24 protein-coding genes and 1 pseudogene are annotated in these 24,264 nt (G+C 70.1%); 18 read left to right on the top strand and 7 right to left on the bottom strand.

What is annotated here, in order from left to right; all coding sequences use genetic code 11:
- Positions 1-18: 18 nt before the first annotated feature.
- Complete coding sequence (locus AC3AOF_RS04770; protein WP_488347819.1) at positions 19-903, bottom strand: LysR family transcriptional regulator; 885 nt, start codon at positions 901-903, stop codon at positions 19-21.
- Positions 904-996: 93 nt separating this feature from the next.
- Between AC3AOF_RS04770 and AC3AOF_RS04775 the strand changes: the two genes are divergently transcribed.
- The 12 genes and pseudogenes from AC3AOF_RS04775 (at position 997) to AC3AOF_RS04830 (ending at position 11,493) form a co-directional block, all read left to right on the top strand.
- Entirely contained in the window at positions 997-1,974 is a 978-nt protein-coding gene (locus AC3AOF_RS04775) for an NAD(P)H-binding protein (protein WP_488347820.1), read from the top strand.
- A gap of 141 nt (positions 1,975-2,115) precedes the next feature.
- On the top strand, positions 2,116-3,693 hold the full coding sequence (locus AC3AOF_RS04780) for a sensor histidine kinase (RefSeq protein WP_236991858.1): 1,578 nt from the start codon (positions 2,116-2,118) through the stop codon (positions 3,691-3,693).
- A gap of 22 nt (positions 3,694-3,715) precedes the next feature.
- Positions 3,716-4,420 (top strand): response regulator transcription factor, encoded by a 705-nt coding sequence (locus AC3AOF_RS04785; RefSeq protein ID WP_236991857.1) that lies wholly within the window; start codon positions 3,716-3,718, stop codon positions 4,418-4,420.
- A 351-nt stretch (positions 4,421-4,771) separates the two neighbouring features.
- Entirely contained in the window at positions 4,772-4,861 is a 90-nt protein-coding gene (pqqA, locus tag AC3AOF_RS04790; RefSeq protein WP_048426854.1) for a pyrroloquinoline quinone precursor peptide PqqA, read from the top strand.
- Positions 4,862-4,972: 111 nt separating this feature from the next.
- The gene (gene pqqA / locus AC3AOF_RS04795) at positions 4,973-5,062 is read left to right on the top strand and encodes a pyrroloquinoline quinone precursor peptide PqqA (RefSeq protein ID WP_048466505.1); all 90 of its coding nucleotides are present in this window, start codon (positions 4,973-4,975) and stop codon (positions 5,060-5,062) included.
- 21 nt (positions 5,063-5,083) lie between these two features.
- On the top strand, positions 5,084-5,983 hold the full coding sequence (gene pqqB / locus AC3AOF_RS04800; protein ID WP_488347821.1) for a pyrroloquinoline quinone biosynthesis protein PqqB: 900 nt from the start codon (positions 5,084-5,086) through the stop codon (positions 5,981-5,983).
- A 441-nt stretch (positions 5,984-6,424) separates the two neighbouring features.
- A pseudogene (gene pqqC, locus AC3AOF_RS04805) lies at positions 6,425-7,506 on the top strand (pyrroloquinoline-quinone synthase PqqC).
- A 110-nt stretch (positions 7,507-7,616) separates the two neighbouring features.
- Positions 7,617-8,756, top strand: coding sequence for a pyrroloquinoline quinone biosynthesis protein PqqE (gene pqqE / locus AC3AOF_RS04810; protein ID WP_488347822.1), 1,140 nt, complete (start codon positions 7,617-7,619; stop codon positions 8,754-8,756).
- Positions 8,753-9,529, top strand: coding sequence for a hypothetical protein (locus tag AC3AOF_RS04815; protein WP_488347823.1), 777 nt, complete (start codon positions 8,753-8,755; stop codon positions 9,527-9,529). Before pqqE ends, AC3AOF_RS04815 begins: the two co-directional genes overlap by 4 nt.
- A gap of 124 nt (positions 9,530-9,653) precedes the next feature.
- Positions 9,654-9,983: a hypothetical protein gene (locus AC3AOF_RS04820; protein WP_236992887.1), complete on the top strand. Its 330-nt coding sequence runs from the start codon at positions 9,654-9,656 to the stop codon at positions 9,981-9,983.
- 96 nt (positions 9,984-10,079) lie between these two features.
- On the top strand, positions 10,080-11,006 hold the full coding sequence (locus tag AC3AOF_RS04825; RefSeq protein ID WP_488347824.1) for a cyclase family protein: 927 nt from the start codon (positions 10,080-10,082) through the stop codon (positions 11,004-11,006).
- Positions 11,007-11,028: 22 nt separating this feature from the next.
- Positions 11,029-11,493: a Uma2 family endonuclease gene (locus AC3AOF_RS04830; RefSeq protein WP_488347825.1), complete on the top strand. Its 465-nt coding sequence runs from the start codon at positions 11,029-11,031 to the stop codon at positions 11,491-11,493.
- 25 nt (positions 11,494-11,518) lie between these two features.
- On the opposite strand, the gene AC3AOF_RS04835 is transcribed toward AC3AOF_RS04830, so the two are convergent.
- Together AC3AOF_RS04835 and AC3AOF_RS04840 are read right to left on the bottom strand one after the other, a co-directional pair.
- Positions 11,519-11,908: a VOC family protein gene (locus AC3AOF_RS04835; RefSeq protein WP_236991851.1), complete on the bottom strand. Its 390-nt coding sequence runs from the start codon at positions 11,906-11,908 to the stop codon at positions 11,519-11,521.
- 33 nt (positions 11,909-11,941) lie between these two features.
- Positions 11,942-12,721, bottom strand: coding sequence for a quinoprotein dehydrogenase-associated SoxYZ-like carrier (locus AC3AOF_RS04840; RefSeq protein ID WP_488347826.1), 780 nt, complete (start codon positions 12,719-12,721; stop codon positions 11,942-11,944).
- Between the two features lie 245 nt (positions 12,722-12,966).
- On the opposite strand from AC3AOF_RS04840, the gene folP reads away from it, so the two are divergent.
- The 3 genes from folP to folK are packed head-to-tail and all read left to right on the top strand — an operon-like array spanning position 12,967 to position 14,633.
- On the top strand, positions 12,967-13,752 hold the full coding sequence (folP, locus tag AC3AOF_RS04845) for a dihydropteroate synthase (protein ID WP_236992886.1): 786 nt from the start codon (positions 12,967-12,969) through the stop codon (positions 13,750-13,752).
- Positions 13,753-13,756: 4 nt separating this feature from the next.
- On the top strand, positions 13,757-14,122 hold the full coding sequence (folB, locus tag AC3AOF_RS04850) for a dihydroneopterin aldolase (protein WP_488347827.1): 366 nt from the start codon (positions 13,757-13,759) through the stop codon (positions 14,120-14,122).
- Entirely contained in the window at positions 14,115-14,633 is a 519-nt protein-coding gene (gene folK, locus AC3AOF_RS04855) for a 2-amino-4-hydroxy-6-hydroxymethyldihydropteridine diphosphokinase (RefSeq protein WP_488347828.1), read from the top strand. The genes folB and folK overlap by 8 nt, the downstream gene beginning before the upstream one ends.
- 371 nt (positions 14,634-15,004) lie before the next feature.
- Here folK and AC3AOF_RS04860 read toward each other — a convergent pair whose 3' ends face one another.
- From AC3AOF_RS04860 to AC3AOF_RS04875, 4 genes are all read right to left on the bottom strand, one after another.
- A complete protein-coding gene (locus AC3AOF_RS04860) occupies positions 15,005-15,208 on the bottom strand; it encodes a hypothetical protein (protein ID WP_236991847.1) in 204 nt (67 codons plus the stop codon).
- A gap of 359 nt (positions 15,209-15,567) precedes the next feature.
- The gene (locus AC3AOF_RS04865; protein ID WP_488347829.1) at positions 15,568-18,669 is read right to left on the bottom strand and encodes an efflux RND transporter permease subunit; all 3,102 of its coding nucleotides are present in this window, start codon (positions 18,667-18,669) and stop codon (positions 15,568-15,570) included.
- Between the two features lie 67 nt (positions 18,670-18,736).
- Positions 18,737-19,957 carry an efflux RND transporter periplasmic adaptor subunit gene (locus AC3AOF_RS04870; RefSeq protein ID WP_488347830.1) on the bottom strand — a complete coding sequence of 407 codons (1,221 nt, stop codon included), beginning with the start codon at positions 19,955-19,957 and terminating at the stop codon, positions 18,737-18,739.
- Positions 19,954-20,670, bottom strand: a complete 717-nt coding sequence (locus AC3AOF_RS04875; RefSeq protein WP_488347831.1) for a TetR/AcrR family transcriptional regulator — start codon at positions 20,668-20,670, stop codon at positions 19,954-19,956. The genes AC3AOF_RS04870 and AC3AOF_RS04875 overlap by 4 nt, the downstream gene beginning before the upstream one ends.
- 138 nt (positions 20,671-20,808) lie before the next feature.
- Here AC3AOF_RS04875 and AC3AOF_RS04880 point away from each other — a divergent pair, with 138 nt between their 5' ends.
- The 3 genes from AC3AOF_RS04880 (at position 20,809) to AC3AOF_RS04890 (ending at position 24,235) form a co-directional block, all read left to right on the top strand.
- Entirely contained in the window at positions 20,809-20,988 is a 180-nt protein-coding gene (locus tag AC3AOF_RS04880; RefSeq protein WP_236991843.1) for a hypothetical protein, read from the top strand.
- Positions 20,989-21,557: 569 nt separating this feature from the next.
- Positions 21,558-22,799: an IS110 family RNA-guided transposase gene (locus tag AC3AOF_RS04885; protein WP_236987776.1), complete on the top strand. Its 1,242-nt coding sequence runs from the start codon at positions 21,558-21,560 to the stop codon at positions 22,797-22,799.
- Between the two features lie 350 nt (positions 22,800-23,149).
- On the top strand, positions 23,150-24,235 hold the full coding sequence (locus AC3AOF_RS04890; RefSeq protein WP_488347419.1) for an IS630 family transposase: 1,086 nt from the start codon (positions 23,150-23,152) through the stop codon (positions 24,233-24,235).
- Positions 24,236-24,264: the final 29 nt, after the last annotated feature.

Here is a 24,264-nt window from a genome sequence, read left to right on the forward strand (position 1 = left end):
GGCGAGGCTTAACCGGGCTCACTCCCGGCAATACTCCGCCATCCCCTCCGCCAGGGCGTCGAACACCATCCGGCAGCGCCGCAAGGCGCGCAGGTCCTCGTGCATCACCACGAAGGTCGGCAACTCCCAAAAAATCTCCGGCAGCACCCGGATCAGCTCCGGGTCGCGGGCGGCGAGCGCCGTGTGGCAGGCGCCGAGGCCGAAGCCGGCCCGGAGCGCCGCGAGCTGGGCCAGCGTGCTGTCGCTGCGCCAGGCGAAGGAGGTCTCACCGAGCGCGGGCGTCACCCGCATCATCGCCCGCAGGAACGGCGTCTCGGCGTCGAAGCCGATCACGCTGTGCTGCGCCAGATCCGCCGGGACTTCCGGTACGCCGCGCCGCTCAAGGTAGCGGCGGTGGCCGTAGAGGCCCAAGGTCACGGTGCCGACCCGCCGCGCCACCAGCGCCTCTTGCGTCGGCGGCGCCATCCGCACGGCGATATCGGCATCCCGCCGCAGCAGGTCCTGCATCCGGTCGGACAGCACCACGTCGAGGGCGAGACCCGGATGGCGCGCGTGCAAGGCAGCCAGGATCGGCGGCAGCACCTCGGCGCCGACGACCTCGGACGCCGTGATCCGCACCCGGCCCGACAGTCCCTCCGCTTCCGCCGCCACCGCCCGGCGCAGGGCGTCGGCCGTCGCCTTCAGGGAGCGGGCGTAGGGGGCCAGGGTCAGGGCGGCATCGGTCGGCACGAGGCCGGTGGGCGAGCGGGTGAACAGGGCCGTGCCCAAAGCCCGCTCCAGGGCCGCGACCTGCCGGCCGAGGGTCGGCTGCGTCAGGCCGAGCGCCCGGGCGGCGCCGGAAAGCGAGCCCTCCTCCAGCACGGCGAGCGCGGCGCGAAAATGGTCCCAGCTCGGTTCGGCCATACGAAATCGTATAGCGACTCGCCGTGCTTCGGCAATTCTCGTCGTACCCCTCCCCTGGCACATCTTTCGCCGACGGCGAACGAGGAGCGCGCGATGACGACGAGGACGGCCCTGGTGCTGGGCGCGACGGGCGGGGTGGGAGGCGCGGTGGCGCGGCGCCTCCTGACCGAGGGCTGGACGGTGCGGGCCCTGCACCGCGATCCGGCCCGCCTCGCCCGGGAGGGTGTCGCCCATGAGGCGGACGGCTTCGCCTGGATGCGGGGCGACGCGATGGTGCCCGGCGACGTGATCGCGGCGGCCTCGGGCGCGTCGCTGATCGTCCACGCGGTCAACCCGCCGGGCTACCGCGACTGGGACCGGCTGGTCCTGCCGATGCTCGACGCCTCGATCGCGGCCGCCCGGGCCGCCGAGGCCCGGTTGATCCTGCCCGGCAACGTCTACGTCTACGGACGCGACGCCGGCCCGAACCCGGGCGCCGATGCGCCCCGGACGCCCCGGACCGCGAAGGGCCGCATCCGCATCGCCATGGAGGACAGCCTGCGCGAGTCCGGCATACGCAGCCTGGTCCTGCGGGCCGGCGACTTCTTCGGCCCGCGCACCACCGTCAATTCCTGGTTCTCCGCCGCCCTGGTGCGGCCGGGCAAGCCGGTGCGAACCGTGCTCGATCCGGGTACCCCGGGGATCGGCCACCAATGGGCCTACCTGCCCGACGTCGCCGAGACTTTGGTGCGGCTGGCCGCGCGCGAGGCGGACCTGCCCCGCTTCGCGACCTTCAACATGGACGGCCACTGGGACCCGGACGGCCGGCAGATGATCGCCGCCATCGCCCGCGCGGCCGGCGGCAAAGTGAAGGTGCGGCGCTTCCCCTGGGGCCTCCTGCCGCTCGCCGCGCCGTTCTGGCCGCTGGCGCGGGAGATCGGCGAGATGCGCTACCTGTGGCGGGAGCCGTTGCGGATGGACAATGCCGGGCTGATGGAATTTCTCGGGCACGAGCCGCATACCCCGCTCGACGTGGCGGCGCGGGAGACGCTGGCGGGGTTGGGGTGCCTCTCGGAAAGGCGCGCGGGCTGAGACGCGGTCCGGCCGCGTTGGCGGTCGCGCTGGCCGGGCGGTATGCAGGACGTGCTGCGGGGGTGCCCCCACCGATCGGTACCTCGCGCCGACCGGCGATCCCGGTCAGGATGACGGGCGGAACGGGAGTGTCGCGCCGGGATGGGATCGCTCAGGGTACGATTCGGGCTGCTGGTCGGGAGCGCGGCTTCCCTCGTGGTGCTGGCGGCGATCGGCCTCTACGGCGCCCTGCACACCGCCGAGCGCACCCTCGACGCGACGCTCGACGCGCAGGTGCGCCTGGAACTGATCGCCGAACTGTCCGGGCGTCTGACCGAGTTCGGCCTCGCCGCCGTCGAGGCGGTGAGCGACAATCCGGGCCGGCCCGAGCGGCTGGCCAATGCCCGCAACGAGGTCGACAAGGCGCTGAACGCCGTCGACGAGGGCGTGAGCCGGGCGGTCGCCGGGGCCGGCGGGGTCCTCGATCGCACGCAATATACGGCGCGAGCCCGTCCGCTCGCGCGCCTGCGCGCCGCCCGCGCCATGCTCGACCGGCAGGTGGCGCAGATCCAGCGCGAACCGGATTCGGCCCGGCGCGCCGACGCGATCCGGGGGGCGCTCAACGCCTTCGGGGCGGTGACGGGCCAGCCCCTCACCTTCCTGGTCGAGGCCGAGCGCCGGGCGGTCGAGGCCTCCGCGGCGGAGGTCCGGCGGCTCGCGGGCCGGATGCGCCTCGTCGCGGTGGCGGCGGCCGTGGTGATCGTGCTGCTCCTCGTCCTGCTGCACCAGGGCCTGACCCGTCCGATCCTGCGACGGATCGAGGCGATCCGGGCCGGGGCCGCGGCGATCGGCCGAGGCGAGCTCGACACCCGTCTGCCGGTAGCGAGCCACGACGAGCTGGGCCTGCTGGTGGCCAGCTTCAACCGCATGGCGGCGCGGCTGAAGCGACGCGAGATCCGGGTCGCCGCCGACCGGGCCGCCCTGGAGGAGACCGTCGCCCGGGCCACCGCCGACCTGCGCGGCGCCAATGCGCGGCTCGAGGAGATCGACCGCTCGCGCCGGCGCTTCTTCGCCGACGTCAGCCACGAGCTGCGCACGCCGCTCACCGTGATCCTCGGCGAATGCGACCTTGCCGCCCGCTCCCCCGACACGCCCGACCATCTCCGTCCGGTCATCGCCACCATCCGCAAGCGGGCCCTGCGGCTGCACCGCCGGGTCGGCGACATGCTGCGGGTCGCGCGCTCGGAATCCGGCGAGATCGCCCTGGAGCGCCGGCCGGTCGGCCTCGCCGCCATCCTGGCGGAAGCGGTGGAGAGCTGCGCGCCGGAGGCCGGGCGCCGCCGCATCGCGCTCGTGCTGGAGCCGAGCGCCGCCGACGTCGAGGTACTGGCCGATGCCGAGTGGCTGCGCCAGATCGTCGAGGGGCTGATCGACAACGCGCTCAGGCACGCGGTCGGCGCCACTCAGGTCCGGCTCGGCTTCGCGGCCCATGGCAGCGGCGCCACCGTGACGGTGAGCGACGACGGCCCGGGCTTCCCGCCGGAATCGGAGGGCCTGTTCGAGCGTTTCCGGCGGGGGAGCGGGCCGGGTCCGGCCGCCTCCGGCTTCGGCATCGGGCTCGCACTGGCGCGCTGGGTCGTTGAGCGCCATGATGGGGTGATCCGCCTGGAATCGGGCGGCCCGGGCGCGCGGGTGATCCTGGAGCTGCCCGGCGAGGACATGAGGGAGGACGCGGCATGAACCGGCGAGCGGGAGACCGCGCATGAACCACGTTCTCATCGTCGAGGATGACGGCGACATCCGTGCGATGCTGGCGCGGGGCCTCTCCGCCGAGGGCTTCGGCGTCGATCTCGCGGGCGGGGTCGACGAGGCGCTGACCGCCGCCCGCGAGCGGGTGCCCGAGGCGGTGCTGCTCGACAACATGCTGCCGGACGGCTCGGGCCACGACGTCTGCCGCTCGTTGCGCGAGGGCGGCTATCCGGGGGCGATTCTTTTCTTGAGCGCCAAGGACGAGGTCGGCGACCGGGTCGACGGCCTGGCGGTCGGGGCCGACGACTACATCGTCAAGCCGTTCGTGTTCGACGAATTGCTGGCGCGCCTGCGCGTCCACCTGCAAAGGCGGCGCGCGACCGGCGAATCCCGCACCCTGGTCAGCGCCGGGCGGCTCTCCCTCGACCTCGCCACACGGCAGGTCCGCTTCGGCGAGGTCACCGCCCGCCTGACCCAGCGCGAGGCGGAATTGCTGGCGATCCTGATGGAGCAGGCGAGCCGCCCGGTCACGCGGGGCGACATCTTCGACAGGCTCTGGGCCAGCCAGGGCGGCCTCTCCCTCAACGTGGTCGACGTCTATGTCGGCTACCTGCGCACCAAGCTCGCCGACATCGTCCGGGCCGGCGGCCCCAGCCTCGTCACCGTGCGCGGCCGCGGCTTCATGCTCGACATGCACGAGGCCGGGTTTCGCCAGTGACGGACCATGCACGAAGCCGAGCTTCGTCAGGGACGAACCATGCACGAAGCCGAGCTTCGTCAGGGACGAACCATGCACGAAGCCGAGCTTCGTCAGGGACGAACCATGCACGAAGCCGAGCTTCGTCAGGGACGAATTTATTTTGGGCACAATCGATGCGGGCTAAGCCCATGACGATTCGGCACAATAAGACCGGTCTGAGAAACGCCGGCCTTAACCGTCCCGGCCTTTCGGCAAAATAGCGCTTGCACTCCGGGCAACGATTGCCGATATATCCCGAGGTGACGGAAAACCCTGTCATCTCAGAGTCTTAGGAACCTCTTAGAGGTTTCGCCGATCAGGAGAAACGCCATGAAGTGGTCGATGCCCGTCGTCGCCGAAGTCTGCGTCGGCATGGAAGTCACCAGCTACGAGTCGGCCGAGATCGATCCCTTCAACTAAGGGCTCACCGGTCTGCGCCTCCGGCGGTCCCCCGCCGGACGGCGCGCGACTTAACGATCGTCCAACCGGCCATTCGAGCCGGATCGTTCGCCGAAGTCCAAGGAGGAAAGCATGACCTGGTCGCTGCCCATCGTTGCCGAAATCTGCGTCGGCATGGAAGTCACGTCCTACGAATCCGCCGAGATCGATCCCTTCAACTAAAACCGGATCGGCCGTAAGATCATGCACGCCATCGTTCTGGGGTCCGGGGCGGGCGGGGGCGTGCCGCAGTGGAACTGCCGCTGCCCGATCTGCGCCATGGCCCGGGCCGGCGACCGCCGGGTCCTGCCCCGCACCCAGTCGAGCCTCGCCGTCTCCGCCGACGGCGATTCCTGGCTCCTGGTGAACGCCTCACCCGATATCCGCCAGCAGCTGTTCGACACGCCTTCCCTGCACCCGCGCGAGGGCCTGCGCCACTCGCCGATCCGGGCGGTGCTGCTGACCAACGGCGACGTCGACCACGTCGCGGGCCTGCTCACCCTGCGCGAAGGCCAGCCCTTCCGCCTTCACGCCACGCGGGGCATCCTCGATTCGATCGGGGCCAACCGCGTCTTCGACGTGATGGCGCAGGGCGTGGTGGAGCGCAGCGAGATCGCCCTGAACCAACCGTTCTCGCCGGTGCCGGGCCTCACCGTCACGCTGTTCCCGGTGCCCGGCAAGGTCCCGCTCTGGCTCGAGGACGGCACGCCGGAAATCGGCGCCGAGACCGAGACCACGGTGGGCGCGATGATCGAGGCCGGGGGCAAGCGCCTCGCCTACGTGCCGGGCTGCGCCCGCGTCACGGACGGGCTGAGGGCGCGGATTTCCGGGGTCGACGCGCTCCTGTTCGACGGCACCGTGCTGGCCGACGACGACATGATCCGCGCCGGCGTCGGCACCAAGACCGGCTGGCGCATGGGCCACGTGCCGATGATCGGCGAGGGCGGCTCGGTGGCGGCGCTCGCCGATCTCCCGATCGGCCGGCGGGTCTTCGTCCACATCAACAACACCAATCCGGTGCTGGTCGAGGACTCGGAGGAGCGCCGCGGCGTCGAGGCGGCGGGGTGGGTCGTGGCCCATGACGGGCTGACGCTGCGGGTGTGAGGCTTCGTTCTCGACGAGAGGAATGCGGGAGCCCCTCGCCCGTATGGGAAGGGCTATCCAGGGAAGGACGTGGCGCCGGTTTTCCCCTCTCCCCGCGGGCGGGGAGAGGGCCGTGTCACCGTTCAGGTGACGCGGCGAGCCCACAGGGCGAGGGTGAGGGGGTGTCTCCGGATGAGGCTCCTCCGGAAATACCCCCTCACCCTCGCTCCGGCTTTCGCCTCCGCTTGTCGCTTGCACGACAAGGTGCAAGCGACCCTCTCCCCGCCCGCGGGGAGAGGAGGATCCCGCGCTTCATCGTGAGACGTCGGCTCTTTGAGGCCGATCCCACCGAGACATCCCACGCACTTTGGTCGCCCTTGACCCCTCCTTGCGGCAGATCAAATTCCCGCCCACGGGACAACCGCTAACGAAGAAGCCGGACCCTTCAGGACGCCCGACGCCATGACTGCTTCCCTCGCCCTTGCCATCGGCCCGACCGAGCCCGCCGACCGTCTGCTCTCCCCGGCGGAGCTGGAAGCGGCGCTGCGCGACATCGGGGCGCGGCGCTACCACAACCTGCACCCGTTCCACCGCCTGCTGCACGACGGCAAGCTCGACAAGGACCAGGTGCGGGCCTGGGCGCTCAACCGCTACTATTACCAGGCGATGATCCCGGTGAAGGACGCCACCCTGCTGGCGCGCCTGCCGGACGCGAATCTCCGCCGGGTCTGGCGCCAACGCATCGTCGACCATGACGGCGACCACGAGGGCGACGGCGGCATCGAGCGCTGGCTGAAGCTCGCCGAGGGCGTCGGCTTCGATCGCGACTACGTGCTCTCGACCAGGGGCATCCTCTCCGCGACCCGCTTCTCGGTCGAGGCCTACGTGCATTTCGTCGCCGAGCGCTCGCTGCTCGAGGCCATCGCGTCCTCGCTCACCGAGATGTTCTCGCCGACCATCATCTCCGAGCGCGTCGCCGGGATGCTGAAGAACTACGACTTCATCACCCGCGAGACCCTGGCCTATTTCGACAAGCGCCTGACCCAGGCGCCGCGCGACGCCGATTTCGCCCTCGACTACGTGAAGCGCCACGCCGTCACACCGGAGCAGCAGGCTCGAGCCCTCGATGCGCTCCGCTTCAAGTGCAGCGTGCTGTGGACCCAGCTCGACGCGCTCTACTTCGCCTACGTGTCCCCCGGGATGATCCCGCCGGATGCCTGGCAGCCCGGTGAGGGGCTGCGCACGGGAGAGGGCGCATGAGCCTGACCCCCGACAGCGTGCCGCGCCTGCCCCGCGGGGTGCGGTTGCGCCACGACACGGTGCGCGATGCCCATGTGCTGCTCGCCCCCGAGCGCACCTTCGACCTCGACCAGAACGCCGTCGCGGTGCTGGGCCTCGTCGACGGGTCGCGCAGCATCCGGGCCATCGCCGAGGCCTTGAGCCGGCAATACGAAGTCGACGCCGCGATCATCGAGCCCGACGTGATCACCATGCTGGACGGCCTGCTGCTCAAGCGCGTGCTCGAGACCGTGCCGGCGGCGTAAGCAGATTTCGCAAAAGTGGCGGCCGGTTTTGCGACAAAAATCTGCGACGAAACAAAACTCCGAGCGGGCTTGCATCGCCAGGCCTGCTTAGAGCCCCGGGAGGGACAGTCATGAACGCCGTCACGCCCACTCTGCCGGCCCCGATCGGGCTCCTCGCCGAGCTGACGCATCGCTGCCCGCTGCGCTGCCCCTATTGCTCGAACCCGCTCGAACTCGACCGGCGCTCGGCCGAGCTCGACACGGCGACCTGGCAGCGGGTGCTCCGCGAGGCGGCGGCGTTGGGCGTGCTCCACGTCCACCTCTCCGGCGGCGAGCCGACGGCGCGGCAGGACATCGTCGACATCACCCGCGCCTGCGCCGAACTCGGGCTCTACTCGAACCTGATCACCTCCGGGGTGGCCGGCGCGCTCGACAAGCTCGACGCGCTCTCCGAGGCCGGGCTCGACCACGTGCAGCTCTCGGTCCAGGCGGTCGAGGCGGCCAATGCCGAGCGCATCGGCGGCCTCAAGAACGCGCAACCGCAGAAATTCGCCTTCGCCGAGCGGGTGACGGCGCTCGGCCTGCCGCTGACGCTGAACGCCGTGATCCACCGCGGCAACATCGCCGAGGTGCCGGCGCTGATCGATCTCGCGGTCCGTCTCGGCGCCAAGCGCCTGGAGGTGGCCCACACCCAGTATTACGGCTGGGCCTACGTCAACCGCGCCGCCCTGATGCCGGCGAAGGCCGATGTCGACCGCTCGATCCGCACCGTCGAGGAGGCGCGCGAGCGCCTCAAAGGTCAGCTCGTCATCGACCTCGTCGTGCCGGATTACTACGCCAAGTACCCCAAGGCCTGCGCCGGCGGCTGGGGAAGGCGGCTGATAAACGTCACGCCGACCGGCAAGGTGCTGCCCTGCCACGCCGCCGAGACGATTCCCGGCCTCGACTTCTGGCACGTCCAGGATCGTTCGCTGGCGGAGATCTGGGCCGACTCGCCGGCCTTCCGGGCCTATCGCGGCACCGAGTGGATGAAGGAGCCCTGCCGCTCCTGCGACCGGCGCGAGAAGGATTGGGGCGGCTGCCGCTGCCAGGCCCTGGCGCTGGCGGGCGATGCCGCGGCGACCGATCCGGCCTGCTCGCTGTCGCCGCTCCACGGCAAGGTCCAGGCCCTGGCGATCGCCGAATCGGCGCTGGAAACCGCGCCCGACTACCAGTACCGCACCATCGGCGGCGCACCCCGCGCCGCTGTGCCCGAGGGAGCACCCGTGTGAGCCGTCTCGTCCTGGTTGGTCTTCTGTCCGCCCTCCTCGGCGGCCGGGCTCTCGCGCAAGACACGCCCTCCCCGACCACGCCGCCGCAAAGCACGCCAGCCCAAGCTATTCCGGTCCAAGCTATCCCGGTCCAAGCTGCCGCCCCGGTCCAAGCTGCCCCCGCTCAAGCCACGCCGCCGAACGCCACCACCCTGCTGTTCGAGACCAACCAGCTCGCCAATACCCGGCCGGGCCAGGTGCTCAGCTACCGCTACACCCGCTTCAGCGGCATCGACGGCGCGCCGTTCGGCCCCCCGGTCGAGGACCGCATCCGCGAGGAGGTGGCGCCGGGCGCGAGCGCGGAGAACCGCAATCTCAAGGTCGAGATGTTCTCCGGCGAGCGCCGGATGCCGACCGCGACCTACGAGGACATCCCGGGCAACCCCGTGATGGTGCGCTTCCTCGAGCATCACCTCGACGACCTCGCCAAGGTGCTCAAGGGCAATCCGCGCTACATCAAGAACGGCATCCGGCGCGCGTTGCGGGAGAATGCGACCGTGACTCCGACCGAGGTCGAGGTCGACGGCAGGACGGAGCCGGGCTGGCGCGTCGTGGCGCGGCCCTTCGTCGACGATCCGGTGCGCGACCGCCTGCGCGGCTTCGACAGCCTGACCTACACCTTCGTGGTCTCCCCGAAGGTGGCCGGCCAGATCGTCTCGATCGACGCCCGGGCGACGAGCCCCGACGGCGGAATTCTGCTTCAGGAAACGCTGACCTATGAACCGAATGCTTGAGCATTTTGCGACGAAGTGGACACCGGTTCGTCGCAGACAATGCGGCAAAAACAACAACCGAGAGCAGCGTCCGATCGCAACGCGATTGGGCGATGCTCTCGTTCAGGGATTCCTCGCGGGCGGCCTGCTGGTCGCGGCCGGCCTCGGCTCCGCGCGGGCCGACGACAACGATTACCCGACCGAGGCGCGGGCCGATTACGTGTTCGGCTGCATGGCGGCCAACGGCCAGACCCGCGAGGCGCTGACGAAATGCGCCTGCTCGATCGACGCCATCGCGGCGATCCTTCCCTACGACAAGTACGTCCAGGCCTCGACCATCTTGGGCATGCGCCAGGGTATCGGCCAGCGCGCCAACGAGTTCCGCTCGACCAAGATGTTCGACGACAAGATCGCCGAGCTGCGCCGGGCCCAGGCCGAGGCGGAGATCCGCTGCTACCGGCCGAGCGCGAACTGACGGCGTGCCTCCCCCGTGCGCGAGAGCGCCCGGGGCGGTTGCGGCTCCGCCCGCGGGCCGGCACTCTGGGTGCCTCTCGATCGGCGGGGATGCGCGATGAAGCGGCTCATGGGATGGGTGCTGGCGGCGGGACTTCTCGCCAGGCCGGCCATGGCGGACGACCTCTCCCTGTGGGCGCTCTACGACCAAAAACTCCGCTCGGCGAAGTATATCGACCTCACCCACGCCTTCGCGCCGGTGCAGCCGGTCTGGCCGGGCTTTGCCGGCGCCCGCTTCAAGCCGGCCCGGGCCGGGCGCACCCTCGACGGCTTTGCCAGGCAAGGCGACGTCTTCACCTACGAGACCCACGGTTTCGTCGCCACCGCCTACGAGCTGCCGACCGACCAGTACGGCACCCAGCTCGACCCGCCGGCGCATTGGAACCCGCGCGGCGCGACGATCAGCGACCTGCCGGCCACCTACACCCTGCGGCCGCTCGCGGCGATCGACATCTCGGCCAAGGTCGCCCACGATGAGGGCTACCACCTTCAGGTCGCCGACATCGCGGCCTGGGAAGAGAAGCACGGCCGCATCCCGGCCGGGGCCGTGGTGATGGTGCGCTCCGACTGGTCGAAGCGCTGGGCGGAAGGAGAGCGGTTCCGGCAGAAGCCGTTCCCCGGCGTGAGCCTCGCGGCGCTGCAGTTCCTGCATCTCGAGCGCAAGATCCTGTTCCACGGCCACGAGCCGCTCGACACCGACACGACGCCGACCCTCGAAGGCGAGGCCTGGCTGATGCACAACAACTTCGCCCAAGCCGAGGGGGTGACGAATCTCGACCAGGTGCCGGAGGCCGGTGCCCTGATCGCCATCGGCTTCGCCAAGCCGCTAGGCGGCACCGGCGGCTATGCCCGCTACGTCGCCATCGCGCCGGCGGGCTGGCCGCACGGCGTCAGCGTCGATGCGGTGCCGGGCGCGCCGCTGCCGCAGCAACCCGCACCTCTGCGCCGCGACGCGGATGGGGTGATGCGGCCGACGGGGCCGTGAGGAGGCGGAGGAGGAGACGGGTATGACGATGCAGGGCCGTCTCTCCCCGGCGGCGTTCCGGTCCTTCCAGGACGGCCGGCCCGACGAGGAGCGCTGGGAGCCGATCGATGGGACGCCGGTCATGATGACGCCGCAGCCGATCGATCACAACCGGATCGCCATCCGCCTCGAACGCCTGCTGAACGAGGCCCTGGAGCGGCACGATCCCGACGGCGAGGCGGTGCAGCGCGTGGGGATCGAACTCGGGCTCGGCCCTGCCGCGCTGGCAGGTCTCGGGTTTGCCGGTGCCTACCGTCCGGAGCCGGACGTGGCAGTGATCGATTATGATCCGGTGCCCGGCCTCCGCTTCGTCGACCGCGCCTATCTCCTGGCGGAGGTGGTGTCGGGCACCGACGACGAACCGATCCTGCCGCGTTTCGGTCTGCTCTGCCCGGTCGGCGCGCTCTATGCGAGCACGCATCTGCGGCCGCGACGACGCCCCGTGTGACGGCGAGCGCCCTCCGGCAGGAGGGTCACCCGCCCATGGCGCTGCACAACTCCACCAGCACCCCATCCCCGTCCCGCACATAGGCGACGACCTGGCCCCAGGGCTTCGTCACCGGCTCCGCCACCGGCAGCGCTCCGGCCGCGACGGCCCGGGCGAAGGCGGCCGGGACATCCTCGGCGATCAGGCCGACCTCGAAGCCGGAAGGCGCCTCGGCGCGGCGGTTGAGGCGGAAGCCCGGGCAGGTCTCTGCGACGAACTTTTCCTCCGCGAAGGCCAGGGCCGTCGCACCGGTCTCCATCTCGGCATATTGCCCGCTCTCGTGGACGAAGCGCGGCGCCAGCCCGAAGGCGCGCTCGTAGAACGCGACGCTTCCCGCCACGTCGGGGACGTACAGGATCACATAGCCGAGCCGCATCGCGAAACATCGTCCCTGCTGGAGCGTCCGCCGTCAGGTCCCATTGCCCGCCGGGAAGGTCCGGGTGAACACCCGCCCCTCGGTGTCCTTGGCCGCCACCGTCACCGGCTCGGCATTGCCCGTATAGGTGAAGCGGAAGGTCGGGTCCTCGCTGATCGAGATGCCGCCGCTCATCGAGAAGAGCGGCGTCTCGCCCTGGCGCACGCTCAAGGACTCGACGAACCAGGCCGGGGTGTAGAGCCGGGTCACCTGGTCCATCTGCAGGCCGGAATAGTTCGGGTGGCGGACCTGGACCTGGGCCTCGCCGCGATCCGCGAAGGCGCGGAAGCGCATCTCGCCGAGATGGGCCTTGGCCTCGGCCGGGTCCTTGACCGCCGGCGCCGAGCAGCCGCCCGCCGCCTTGACGTAGACCTTGGTCATGTAGAGGCCGCCATCCTCGGTCTCGGCGATGGCGCGGACGTAGGAATAGGAATTCACCCGGATGCGGGTGGAGAGGTCGAAATGGCGCTGCCCTTGCGCGAACCGGATCGTGCCGACCACCGGCGAGGGGTTCTCGTCCACCACCAGGGTCAGGCTCTTCACCCGGCGGGCATCGCCCTCAGGGATCGCGATATGGAGCGTCACCGGCACGATGGCGGCGTCCTCGGCGCGCTTGGGCGCCTCCAGGCTCACCAGCCCGGCCCCGTCCTCGACCGGGTGCTCGCCCACGACGCTGGGGCGCAGCTCGCGCCAGGTGGTCTCGGGTCGGTCGTCCTGCGCCGCGGCCGGGCCGGCCAGAGCCGCCACCATCATCAAGGCCGGCAACACTCTCATGACGCTCTCCCGGATGCGGGCCTCTCGCCGCTTGCGACCAATGTAGAGGACGCCGCCGCCCGATGCCAGGATAAGTCCCTGAGCGAGCGCGGTTTCGGGCGTCCTCTCGCCGGATGGTGATCAGTTCGGGCACCGTTGCGCGCCGGCGCCCGCCGGCCTATCCCGGACTGGTCGCCCGTGAGGATTCTCGTCCCGTGTCTGCACTCGCCGCCCTGCTGCCGGATCTCGGCCGCCGCACCCTGGTGATGGGCATCCTGAACGTCACACCCGACTCGTTCTCGGATGGCGGCCGCTTCCAGGACCTCGATGCGGCGCGAGAGCAGGCGACCCGCCTGGTCGAGGAAGGCGCCGCCCTCCTCGACATCGGCGGCGAATCGACGAGGCCGGGCCATCAGCCCGTGCCGGCCGAGGAGGAGCAGGCCCGGGTGCTGCCGGCGATCCGGGCCCTTGCCCCCGCCCTCCCCGTCCCGATCTCGATCGACACCTACAAGGCCTCGACCGCCGAGGTCGCGTTGAAGGCGGGCGCCCGCATCGTCAACGACGTCTGGGGCCTGCAGCGGGAGCCGGAGATCGCCCGGGTCGCGGCCCATCACGGCGCGCCGGTGGTGGTGATGCACAACCGCGAGACCGTCGATCCGAGCCTCGACATCGTCGACGAGATGCGGGCCTTCTTCGAGCGCTCGCTCGATATCGCACGCCGGGCCGGCATCTCCGAGCGCGACATCGTGCTCGATCCCGGCATCGGCTTCGGCAAGAGCTGGGAACAGCATCTGGAGGCCTTGCGGCGCCTGCCGGAACTGAGGTCGCTCGGCTTGCCCATCCTCGTCGGCGTCTCGCGCAAATCGGTGCTCGGGCGCATCCACAACGCCGCCACCGCGCCGTCCGACCGCCTGTTCGGCTCGATCGCCGCCCACGTCGCCGCCGCGTCGCTCGGGGCCGACATCGTGCGGGTCCACGACGTGCGCCCGCATGTCGAGGCCTGCCAGGTGGTCGATGCGATCATGCGCCCCGCCTCCCGCGCCGGAGCCTGACCCTTTGGACCGCATCCTGATCCACCGCCTCGCGGTCTTCGCCCGTCACGGCGTGCTGCCGGAGGAGGAGGTGCTGGGCCAGCGCTTCTACCTCTCGCTGGAAGCTCGCCTCGATCTCGGCGAGGCCGGGCGCAGCGACGAGATCGGCGCCACGGTGAGCTATGCCGACCTCGCGGGCCTCGCCCACCGCATCGCCACCGAGCGCCGCTTCCGGCTGATCGAGGCCCTGGCGGAGACCATCGCCCAGGAGGCGCTCAAGGCCTTCCCGGCACTCCAGTCTCTGACGGTCCGGATCGACAAGCCGGGCGCGCCGGTGCCGCTGGTGCTCGACAACGTGGCCGTCGAGATCACGAGGATCCGGCGTGCCTGACGCGTTTCTCGGACTCGGCAGCAATCTCGGCGACAAGGCCGCGATGCTCGACGCGGCGATCGCGGCGATCGCCGCCACGCCCGGCATCGCGGTGACGGCCCGCTCGCGCAACTACCGCACGCCGCCCTGGGGCGATACCGACCAGGACTGGTTCCTCAATGCCGCGATCGGGATCGCGACGACGCTGTCGCCCCACGCCCTGCTGGAGGCCTGCCTCTCCGCCGAGACCCGCATCGGCCGGGTGCGGGAGCGCCGCTGGGGCCCGCGGGTGATCGACATCGACGTGCTGCATTATGCCGGCGCCACGGTCAGCGACGAGCGGCTGGTGCTGCCCCACCGTTTCCTGCGCGAGCGCGCCTTCGTGCTGGTGCCCCTCGCCGAGATCGCCCCGGACCTGGCGATCGGCGGGGAGACGGTGAGGGAGGCGCTGGCGCGGCTCGACCGGAGCGGGATCGAGCCGGTGGACGGTTCCGCGCTGTCAGGAGAGCCTGCACCGCACGGCAGAGCCTGAATCGGGCGGAGGTCGAGCGCCTGGCTCACGCTTCCCGCGTCACGGCCTCGTCCCGACGCGCCGTCGCGGGCGGCAGCCTCGAAGGCGGGCTCCAGGGATCGCAGGGAAGTCTGGAGCCCACCTTCGGAATCGGCCGATCGTCGATCGGTTCATGCGAAATCCGGGTGTTTGCTTCGTGGTTGCTTCGGGCAATCCAGTCGTATCGCTTTCGCAATGCGGATTTCGGCTTCGCTCCTGCGCGCCCGGGCGCGATGCCCCCGACCAGGCCTCATCCCGTCCGGGTCGCTGCCGGCACCTTCGACGAGGACCTGACCCGAGGACATGCCCCATGCCGGCATCCAGGCGCCGCCGCAAGAGCCTCGATCGGGCGTCTATTTCCGGTTTGTGATCAGCCGATCGACGTTTTGATTGGCCTCCTTGTTCTCCTTGTGCTGCTGCTTGATCTGATTCTCGGTGTATTTCTGCGACATCTCATCCCGCCTGCCTTGCGGAATGGTGTTCTCGGCGGCGAAGACTGGCGTCACCGACAGCAGGCAGGCGGCGCACACGGCGGCGGAAATCAGCGGCTTGATCATGGCCTCTTCCTCTTGGTCAGAGACCGGTCAACACGCACGAAACGGCCGCGGTTTCATGACAAATTCTCCATCACGAGTACGGCTTGACCGAGCCGTTGCTTGCAAGGCAGACCGCCGCACGGCAAGGCTGCACGTCCTGCCGCCGGTTCGGGATGCCGGCACATCGATTCGGTCTCGGGTGAGCCCGAGATCGACGGGCCGTCGAGTCTCACAGGCGCCGCTCCATGAGGCCGCTTGAGCGGATCGTCCGCATGACCCGTGAACGGCCCCCACGGGGCATGAAGCCGGCGGGCTCGTAGAGGGCCCGGAGCAGACACCCATCTTGTCCCACGACACGCCCGCCGCTGTCGATCGCTCCCCTACTCCGCCGGAGCCGGCCTGTGGGCCGCCTCGTGCCCCGGCGGCTCGTCCACCGCGCCGACGAAGCGCCCGAACAGCCGGCCGGTCAGGCGGGACAGGTCGTCCATCAGGAGGAAGATCGCCGGCACGAAGACGAGGGAGAGCAGGGTCGAGACGATCAGGCCGGAGATCACCGCGATCGCCATCGGCGAGCGGAACTCGCCGCCGATGCCGAAGGCCATCGCGCTCGGCACCATGCCGGCCGCCATGGCGATGGTCGTCATCACGATCGGCCGGGCGCGCTTGGCGCCGGCCTGGGTGATGGCGGTGACGCGGTCGACGCCGCGGGCCATCTCCTCGACGGCGAAATCCACCAGCATGATCGCGTTCTTGGTCACCACGCCCATCAGCATCAGGATGCCGATCACCACCGGCATCGAGATCGGCCGGTTGAAGATCAGGAGGCCGAGGATCGCCCCGCCGATCGAGAGCGGCAGCGAGAACAGGATGGTGAGGGGCTGGAAGAACGAGGCGAAGAGCAGGATCAGGACGCCCAACACCATCATCAGGCCGGCGCCCATCGCCATGGCGAAACCCTCGAACACCTCGCCCATCACCTCGGCGTCGCCGGTCTGGCGCAAGGAGATGCCGGGCGGCAGGTTGCGGGCGGTGGGGGTGTTCATCGCGAGCTTGATCTGCTCGCCGAGCGCGTCCGAGCCCTGCATGTTCGCTTCCAGCGCCACGCGCACCGCCCGGTCGTAGCGGTCGATCGCGGTCGGCCCGCGGCCGAGGCTGATATCGGCCACCGCCGCGAGCGGCACGGAGGCGCCGTTCTTCGCCGGCACTTTCAGGCTCTCCAACGCCGCGAGGTCGCCGCGCAAGGCCATCGGCAATTGCACCCGGATCGGGATCTGCCGGTCGGTGGCGTTGAACTTGGCGAGGTTCTGGCCGATGTCGCCGATCGTGCCGACGCGGACCGTCTCCGCGATGGTGTCGGTCGAGACGCCGAGATCGGCGGCGACGCCGGGTTTGGGGCGGATGCGCACCTCGGTCCGGTCGAGGGGGGCGGTCGACATCACGTTGACGAGGTTCGGCAGGGCTGCGACCTCGCGCTGCATCCTCTCGGCGACGTCGGTCACCTGGGCGGTGTCGCCGCCGGCGACGATGAGGGTGAAGTCGCGCTGGCCGCCCTCGCGCAAGGACCAGTAGCGCACGTCCGGCTCGTCGCGCATCAGGTCCATGATCGCCGCTTCCACGTCGGCCTGCTTGCGCACGCGGGCGTTCTTCGGCGTCAGGTTGATGGTGAAGGTGGCAAGCCGCACCTCCTTCTTACCCGGCAACTGGCGGCCGCCATCGACGAAGACCGAGCGGACCTCCGGCAGGGTACGGATGCGCTGGGCGATCCGGTCGGTGACGGCGATCGTGTCCTCCAGCCGCGCGCCCGGGGGCAGCTCGACCACCATCAGGGTGCGGGCGGCATCCTCCTTGGGCAGGAAGCCCGCCGGCAGGAGGCTCGTCGACATGATGGAAGCGGCAAACAGCGCGAGGCCGACGACCAGGGTCACGTATTTGTGCCGCACCGACCACAGCACGACGCGGTTGTAGACCCGCATCACCGGGCCCTCGCGCTCCTCGTGGTGGCCGTGGTCGCGCAGGAAATAGGCCGCCATCATCGGGGTGATGAGGCGGGCCACCAGCAGCGACATGAACACGGCCGCCGCGATAGTGAGGCCGAACTGCTTGAAGTACTGCCCGGCGATGCCGCCCATGAACGAGACGGGGGCGAAGATCGCGATCAGGGTGGCGGTGATGGCGATCACCGCCAGGCCGATCTCGTCGGCGCCCTCGATCGCCGCGCGGTAGGGCGACTTGCCGAGCCGCATGTGGCGGACGATGTTCTCGATCTCGACGATCGCGTCGTCGACGAGGATGCCGGTGACCAGCGTGATGGCGAGCAGGCTCACCGCATTGAGCGAGAAGCCCATCGCGCTCATCGCCCAGAAGGTCGGGAAGACCGAGAGCGGCAGGGCCACCGCGGCGATCAGCGTCGCGCGCCAGTCGCGCAGGAACAGGAACACCACCAGCACCGCCAGCCCCGCGCCCTCCATCAGGCTGTGCATGGCGGATTCGTAGTTGCCGATGGTGTTGGTGACCGACGAATCGATCCGGTCGAAGCGGACGCCCGGATACTCCTTGGCAAACTCCTCGATCTTCTTCGCCACCACCTCGCCGACCGAGGCGTCGCTGGCGCCGCTCGCCCGCGAGATCGCGAAGGCGACGACCGGCTCGCCGTTGAGGCGCGCGAAGGTGCGGGGCTCCTCGGCCCCGTCGGTCAAGGTCGCGAGGTCGTCGAGGCGGACCTTGCGCCCGCCCGGCAGCACGATCGAGGTCGCCGCCAGGGTGTCGAGGGTCGAGGAGGCGGCGAGCGTCCGGATCGACTGCTCCTGGCCGCCGACCTCGGCCCGGCCGCCGGCCATGTCGGCGGAGGTCAGGCGCAACTGCCGGTTCACGTCGGCCGCGGTGATGCCCAGCGCCAGCAGCCGGTCGGGCTTCAAGGTCACCCGGACCTCGCGGGCGACGCCGCCTAGGCGCTCGACGCCGCCGACGCCGCGCAGGCCCTGGATCTGGCGCGCCACCACGTCGTCGACGAACCAGGACAGGTCCTCGGGCGTCATCGCGGGCGCCGAGGCGCCGTAGACCATGATCGGCAGGCCGGCGATCTCGACGCGCGAGATGATCGGCTCGTCGATCGTCCGCGGCAGGTTCATCCGGATCTTGGCGATCGCGTCCTTGACGTCGTTGACGGCGCGGTCGGTGTTGACCTCCAGGCGGAACTCGACCGTCGTGGTCGAGGTGCCCTCGGTGATCGCCGAGATGATGTGCTTGACGCCCTTCACCCCCGCCACCGCGTCCTCGACCCATTTGGTGACCTGGGTCTGCAATTCGCTCGGCGCGGCGCCGGCCTGGGTCACCGTCACCGAGACGATCGGGATGTCGATGTTGGGGAAGCGGGTGATCGGCAGGCTGCGGAAGCTCACGAGGCCGAGCAGCCCGAGCACCAGGAAGAGCACGATCGAGGGGATCGGCTTGCGGATCGCCCAGGCGGAGACGTTCAGGCGCATCGCGCGGATCCGTTCAGGAATGAGAAGCGAGAGGTGTCAGGGACGCCGGCGAATCAGGATGGGGGCGTCAAGGACGCCCCGCCTCGGCGGTCGCGGGCATCGCGGGATAGATCGGCCGCACCCGGTCGCCGTCGCGCAGGAAGCTGCCGGCCCGGGCCACCACGGCCTCCCCGGCCTTGACCCCGTCGCGGACCTCGATGAAGCCGCCGGCCGAGAGGCCGGTGCGGATCGGGCGCAGCTCGACCCGCTCGCCGGAGACCACCAGCACGGTCGGGCCCGAAGCGCCGTAGACCACCGAGGCGAGCGGCACCGCGACGCCGGTGCGCCGCGCCGCCTCGACGGCGCCGCGGGCGAAGGCGCCGATGCGCAGGCGCGGATCGGCCTCGAGCTTGATGCGGACCTTGCCGAGGCGGGTCGCCCGGTCGACTTCCGGATAGACGACCCGGACGCGCCCTGAGACCGCGACCGGCCCGTCTGTGGTGTCGAGGTCGAGGCTCGCCGGGGCGCCGGCGCGCAGCCGCGCGAGCCCGGTCTCCGGCACCTCGCCCTCGAGCTCGATCTCGCCGCGGGCGATCAGGCGAAACAGCGGCTCGGCGGAGGCGCTCGCAGTGGCGCCGACCCGGGCGGTGCGGCGGCTGACGATGCCGCCTTCCGGCGCGCGGATCTCGGTGCGGGCGAGCTTCAGGTCGAGTTCGCTGCGTTGCGCCCGCGCCTGGGCGAGGTCGGCCTGCGCGATGGTCAGCCCGTTGCGGGCGGCCGACAGCCGGCCCTCGGCGCCCTTGGCGGCGGATTCCCGCTGCTCCAGCACCGCCGCGGTGCCGTTGCCGGTCTTCATCAGGCTCTGGGCGCGCTCGAGCGACAGGCTCGCCTCGACCTGCGCGGCCTCGGCCTGCACGATCGAGCTGCGCGCCTGCGCCACCGCGCCCTCGGCGCGGGCGATCGCGGCGGCATTCTGGGCGAGCTGGGTGTCGATCATCTCGCGGGAGAGGCGGGCCAGCACCGCGCCCTTGGCGACCCGGTCGCCCTCCTCCACCAGCAGCTCGGTGATGCGGCAGCCCTCGATCTCCGGCGAGACCAGGATCTCGTCGCGCGGCACCAGGGTGCCGGTGACGACGGCGCGCTCGACGATCTCGCGCTCGGCGGCCACCGCGACGGTGACGGCGGGCGCGGGCGCGGCGGTGACGACGGGGCCGGCGGCGGGCGCGGTCTCGGCGGCGATGGCGGGTGCAGCGGCGAGAGCGGCGAGAAGGGCGGCCGGAACGCCGGCGCGGCGACGGAGGCGGATCATCGGGCGGGTTCCGGAGTGGACGGCCCCGTCGGGACGGGGCCGGTCGGGTCGAAGCGGCCGTCGAGCGCCGCGCCGATCAGGGTCAGCATGGCGTCGATGACGGGGCCGGGGGCGAAATCGGGCGAGAGGGCGCGGCGGACCATGATGCCGTCGGCCATCACCATGGCGAGGCGGGCGAGCGCCTCCGGGTCGGCGCCGGGGAGCGGCGGGTCGCGACGATCTTGTCGGTCGAGACGGTCTTGTCGGTCGAGACGGTCTTGTCGGTCGAGACGGTCTTGCGCCCGGCGGTAGAGGCCGGAGAGGCGCGCCGAGATCTCGCGCTCGAAGTCCCGGCAGATCGCCGCCATGGCGGGGTTGCGGGTCGCCTCGGCCCACATCTCCAGGCAGAGCACCGCCTTCTCGGCCGGGGCCTCGGCGAGGTGGCGCCGCGCCAGGGAAGCGAAGGCCTGCATCAGGTCCGGGGCGGCCTCGATGCCCGAAAAATCCTCGGCCACCGCGGCGCGGTCGCGCTCGGCGAGGCCGGCGACGATCGCGTCCTTCGACGGGAAGTAGCGGTAGAGGTTGCCGGGGCTCATGCCGGCCTCCGCCGCCACGTCGTGCATCGTGGCGCGGTGGAAGCCGTGGCGGACGAAGCAGGCCTCCGCCGCATCGAGGATGCGGGAGCGGCGTCCCTCGGCCGAATCGAGGCGGGCAGGGCTGGCTTGAGGCGGCACGTGGGGAGGCCATGAGAATGAACGTTCATTCTCTACACCCGATTCGGGTGTTCCCGCAACGTTCGATGCCGTGCAACCTCCACCGAGCGGCGCGCGTTGACGGCCAGGATCTCAGTCTTCAGTGGGAGGACAGTGTTCATGGCCATCTTCCAGGTCAGGCAGACCGCGACCGGCGCCATTCTCTGGACCGGCGGCGCCGAGAACGAGCAGCAGGCCCTCGACGCGATGGCGCGCGAGGCGGGTTACGCCGATTTCGCGGCGATCCCGGAATCGTTGCGCGGGGCGGGCACGAAGGTGGACCGCCTGAACCTCGGCTGAGCCGGGCTTCACGCCCGATCGGTCGTCGACGGCGGGCCGGGGTTCGCGCCCCGGCTTTTTCGTGGCCCGTGACCTGCATGGTCGAGAATTTTGAGCGCTTTTGTGGTTAAGAAATTCTTAGCGCGAGAGGCTCTTGGATCGGTCGATTCCGATCTCATAACCAACGGCCCAAGATGCTGACGCATCGCTTCGATCTCGGGCGAGCCCGAGATCGACGGGGCCATTGACCCATCTCGAATTTTCGACACCAAGCCCAGAAGTCCGGGATCTTGGGCTTGGCGGAAAATTCGAGAACGGAACCAAAGGTCGTTTTCAACGACAGTTGGTATCAGTTCGTCACCGGCTTCGCGGTCCCTTGCGGATGAAACATATGGCAGAGTGGACTTGCCGTCGGCGGAGAGATCGGTTCGTCTTTGGTGTGCCAGACCCCGCGTATCAGTTGGATCCGGGCTCCTCTTCAGTCCCCTCGCTTGCGTCACGGGCCGGTCCTCGGGCCAGCCCCGGAGCGCGTCATTTAGATTTGATCTCACGGGAGCCTGCGCCGGCGGCCTGACGGCAAGGAGATCGTGATGAAGGTCCTCTACCCCCGCTGCGCCGCCCTCGATGTTCACAAGGACACCGTCGTCGCAGCCATCCGTCTGGCCGAGAGCAGCGAGGTTCAGCGTGAGGTGCGTACGTTTGCCACCACCACGCCCGCTCTGCTCGACCTCTCCGCCTGGCTCGACGAGCACGCCTGCACCCATGTCGCCATGGAGGCGACCGGCATCTACTGGCGCCCGGTCTGGCAGGTCCTCGACGCCGACAGCCGCACCCTGATCCTGGCCAATGCCGCCCATGTCAAGAACGTGCCCGGCCGCAAGACCGACGTCGCCGACGCGGTCTGGCTCTCCGACCTGCTCGCCCACGGCCTGATCCGCGCCAGCTTCGTGCCCGAGGCTCAGACCCAGGCGATGCGCGACCTGCTGCGCACCCGCAAGCAACTGGTCCGCGAGCAGGCCAGCCACGTCCAGCGCATCCAGAAGACCCTCGAGGAGGCCAACCTCAAGCTCGCCTCGGTGCTCACCGACATCATGGGCCAGTCCGGTCGCGCCGTGCTCGACGCGCTGGTCAAGGGCGAGCGCGATCCGGCTGGGCTGCAGGCGCTGGTCAGCCCGCGGGTGAAGGCGGCGCCCGAGGCGATCCGGGCCGCGCTCACGGGCCGGATCGGGGATCACCACCGTTTCCTGCTCGGTGTGCATCTACGCCAGTACGACGGGTTGGGGCGAGCGATCGCGGAGATCGACGCGCAGGTGGAGCGCGACCTCGGCCCTTTCCGGGAAGCGGTGAAGCTGCTGGTGACGATCCCGGGCATCAGTGACCTCACCGCGCAGGTGATCCTCTCCGAGATCGGCCCCGACATGAGCCGCTTCCCGACCGCCGGCCATCTGATCTCCTGGGCCGGGCTGTGCCCGAGGAACGACGAGAGCGCGGGCAAGCGGCGCTCGACGCGGCTGCGCAAGGGCGCGCCCTGGCTCAAGACGGCCTTGGTGCAGGCCGCCTGGGCCGGAGTGCGCAAGAAGGCGAGCTACATCAGGGCGCAGTTCCAGCGCTTGCGCGGCCGGCGCGGCCCCAAGAAGGCGATCTGCGCGGTCGCCGCTTCGATGTTGACCGCGATCTATCACATGCTCAAGGCCGGCACGGCTTACGTCGATCCCGGGCCTGATCACGGCCGCAAGGCGGCCCCGACCATCCGCGCCAAGGCGCTCGTGCGGCAGATCGAGCGCCTTGGATTTGCGTGCGAAATCAAACCCGTAGAGCCAGTTTCTATTTAGTTGTTCACCGGCTTCGCGGTCCCTAGCGGATGAAATTGTTTCGCGAGCCAAGGGTGGCAAATGCCACCCTGGGCTCGCGAATTTCTATTTGGATCGATCGACGCAACCGCTCGAACAGGCTCCCGGGATGAGCCGGGACCCTGTACCGCCCCGAATCGTCCGCGGTCCGGGGCGGCGGTCTTTCAGATCACGTCACGATCGCGCTGCAATCGCGAAGCTCTCTAAGTCCTTGTTTTGCCGCATTGTCTGCGACGAACCGGTTTCCACTTCGTCGGAAAATGCTCTAGTGTCCTGGCACTAAAGTTCGGCGACGAACGTTGTAGGGGAGGATCCTGCCACGGAGGGCACCGATGCCTCGTCCCCTGCCTGCGGTCAACCTGAGCCCGGCCGAGCGCGGCGCCCTGGAGAAATGGGCGGAGCGTCGCAAGACCGCGCAAGGCTTGGCCACGCGTGCCCGCATCCTGCTGCTGGCCGACGAGGGCGCCTCCAACAAAGCCATCGCGGCCGATCTCGCCCTCGATCCGGCGACTGTCAGCAAGTGGCGCAACCGCTTCCTGCGCGACCGCGTCGAGGGGCTCTACGATCAACCCCGCAGCGGCGCTCCCCGTCGCATCGACGATGACGCGGTCGAGGCCCTCGTGCTCGACACCCTGGAACGCAGGCCCGAGGGCGCCACGCACTGGAGTTCGCGCCTGATCGCCAAACGCCACGGCCTCTCCCACACCAGCGTCCAGCGCATCTGGCACGCCTTCGGGCTCAAGCCGCACCGCACCAAGACCTTCAAGCTCTCCACCGACCCCGACTTCGTCGGCAAGGTCCGTGATATCGTCGGGCTCTACCTCGATCCGCCGACCCGTGCCGTCGTGCTGTGTGTCGACGAGAAGAGCCAGATCCAGGCGCTCGATCGGTCGCAGCCCGTGGTACCGCTCCAGCCGGGCGACGTCGAGCGGCGCACCCACGACTACAAGCGCCATGGCACGACGTCCCTGTTCGCCGCGCTCGACATCGCCACCGGGCGGGTGATCGGGCAGTGCCAGCCGCGCCATCGCGCCAGCGAGTTCCTCACCTTCCTCGACACGATCGAGGCCAACGTGCCCACCGATCTCGACGTGCATCTGGTGATGGACAACTACGCCACCCACACCACGCCCGAGGTGCGGGAGTGGCTGGCACGCCGGCCGCGCTGGCAGGTGCATCACACGCCCACCAGCGCCTCCTGGCTCAATCAGATCGAACGCTTCTTCGCCCTGCTGACCGAGCGTGAAATCCGGCGCGGCGTCTATCGCAGCGTCGAGGACCTGGAGCAGGCGATCAACGCCTTCCTGAAAGCGCACAACGCCGATCCCAAGCCGTTTCGTTGGACCAAGTCCGCCGAACAGATCATCGCCTCGGTCGAGCGCTTCTGCCTCCGAACCGCGCAGCTCGCGGACACATAACCTCGTTCATTGCCGAACTTCAGTGCCAG

The sequence above is a fragment of the Methylobacterium sp. 142-1Y genome, from assembly GCF_057747795.1.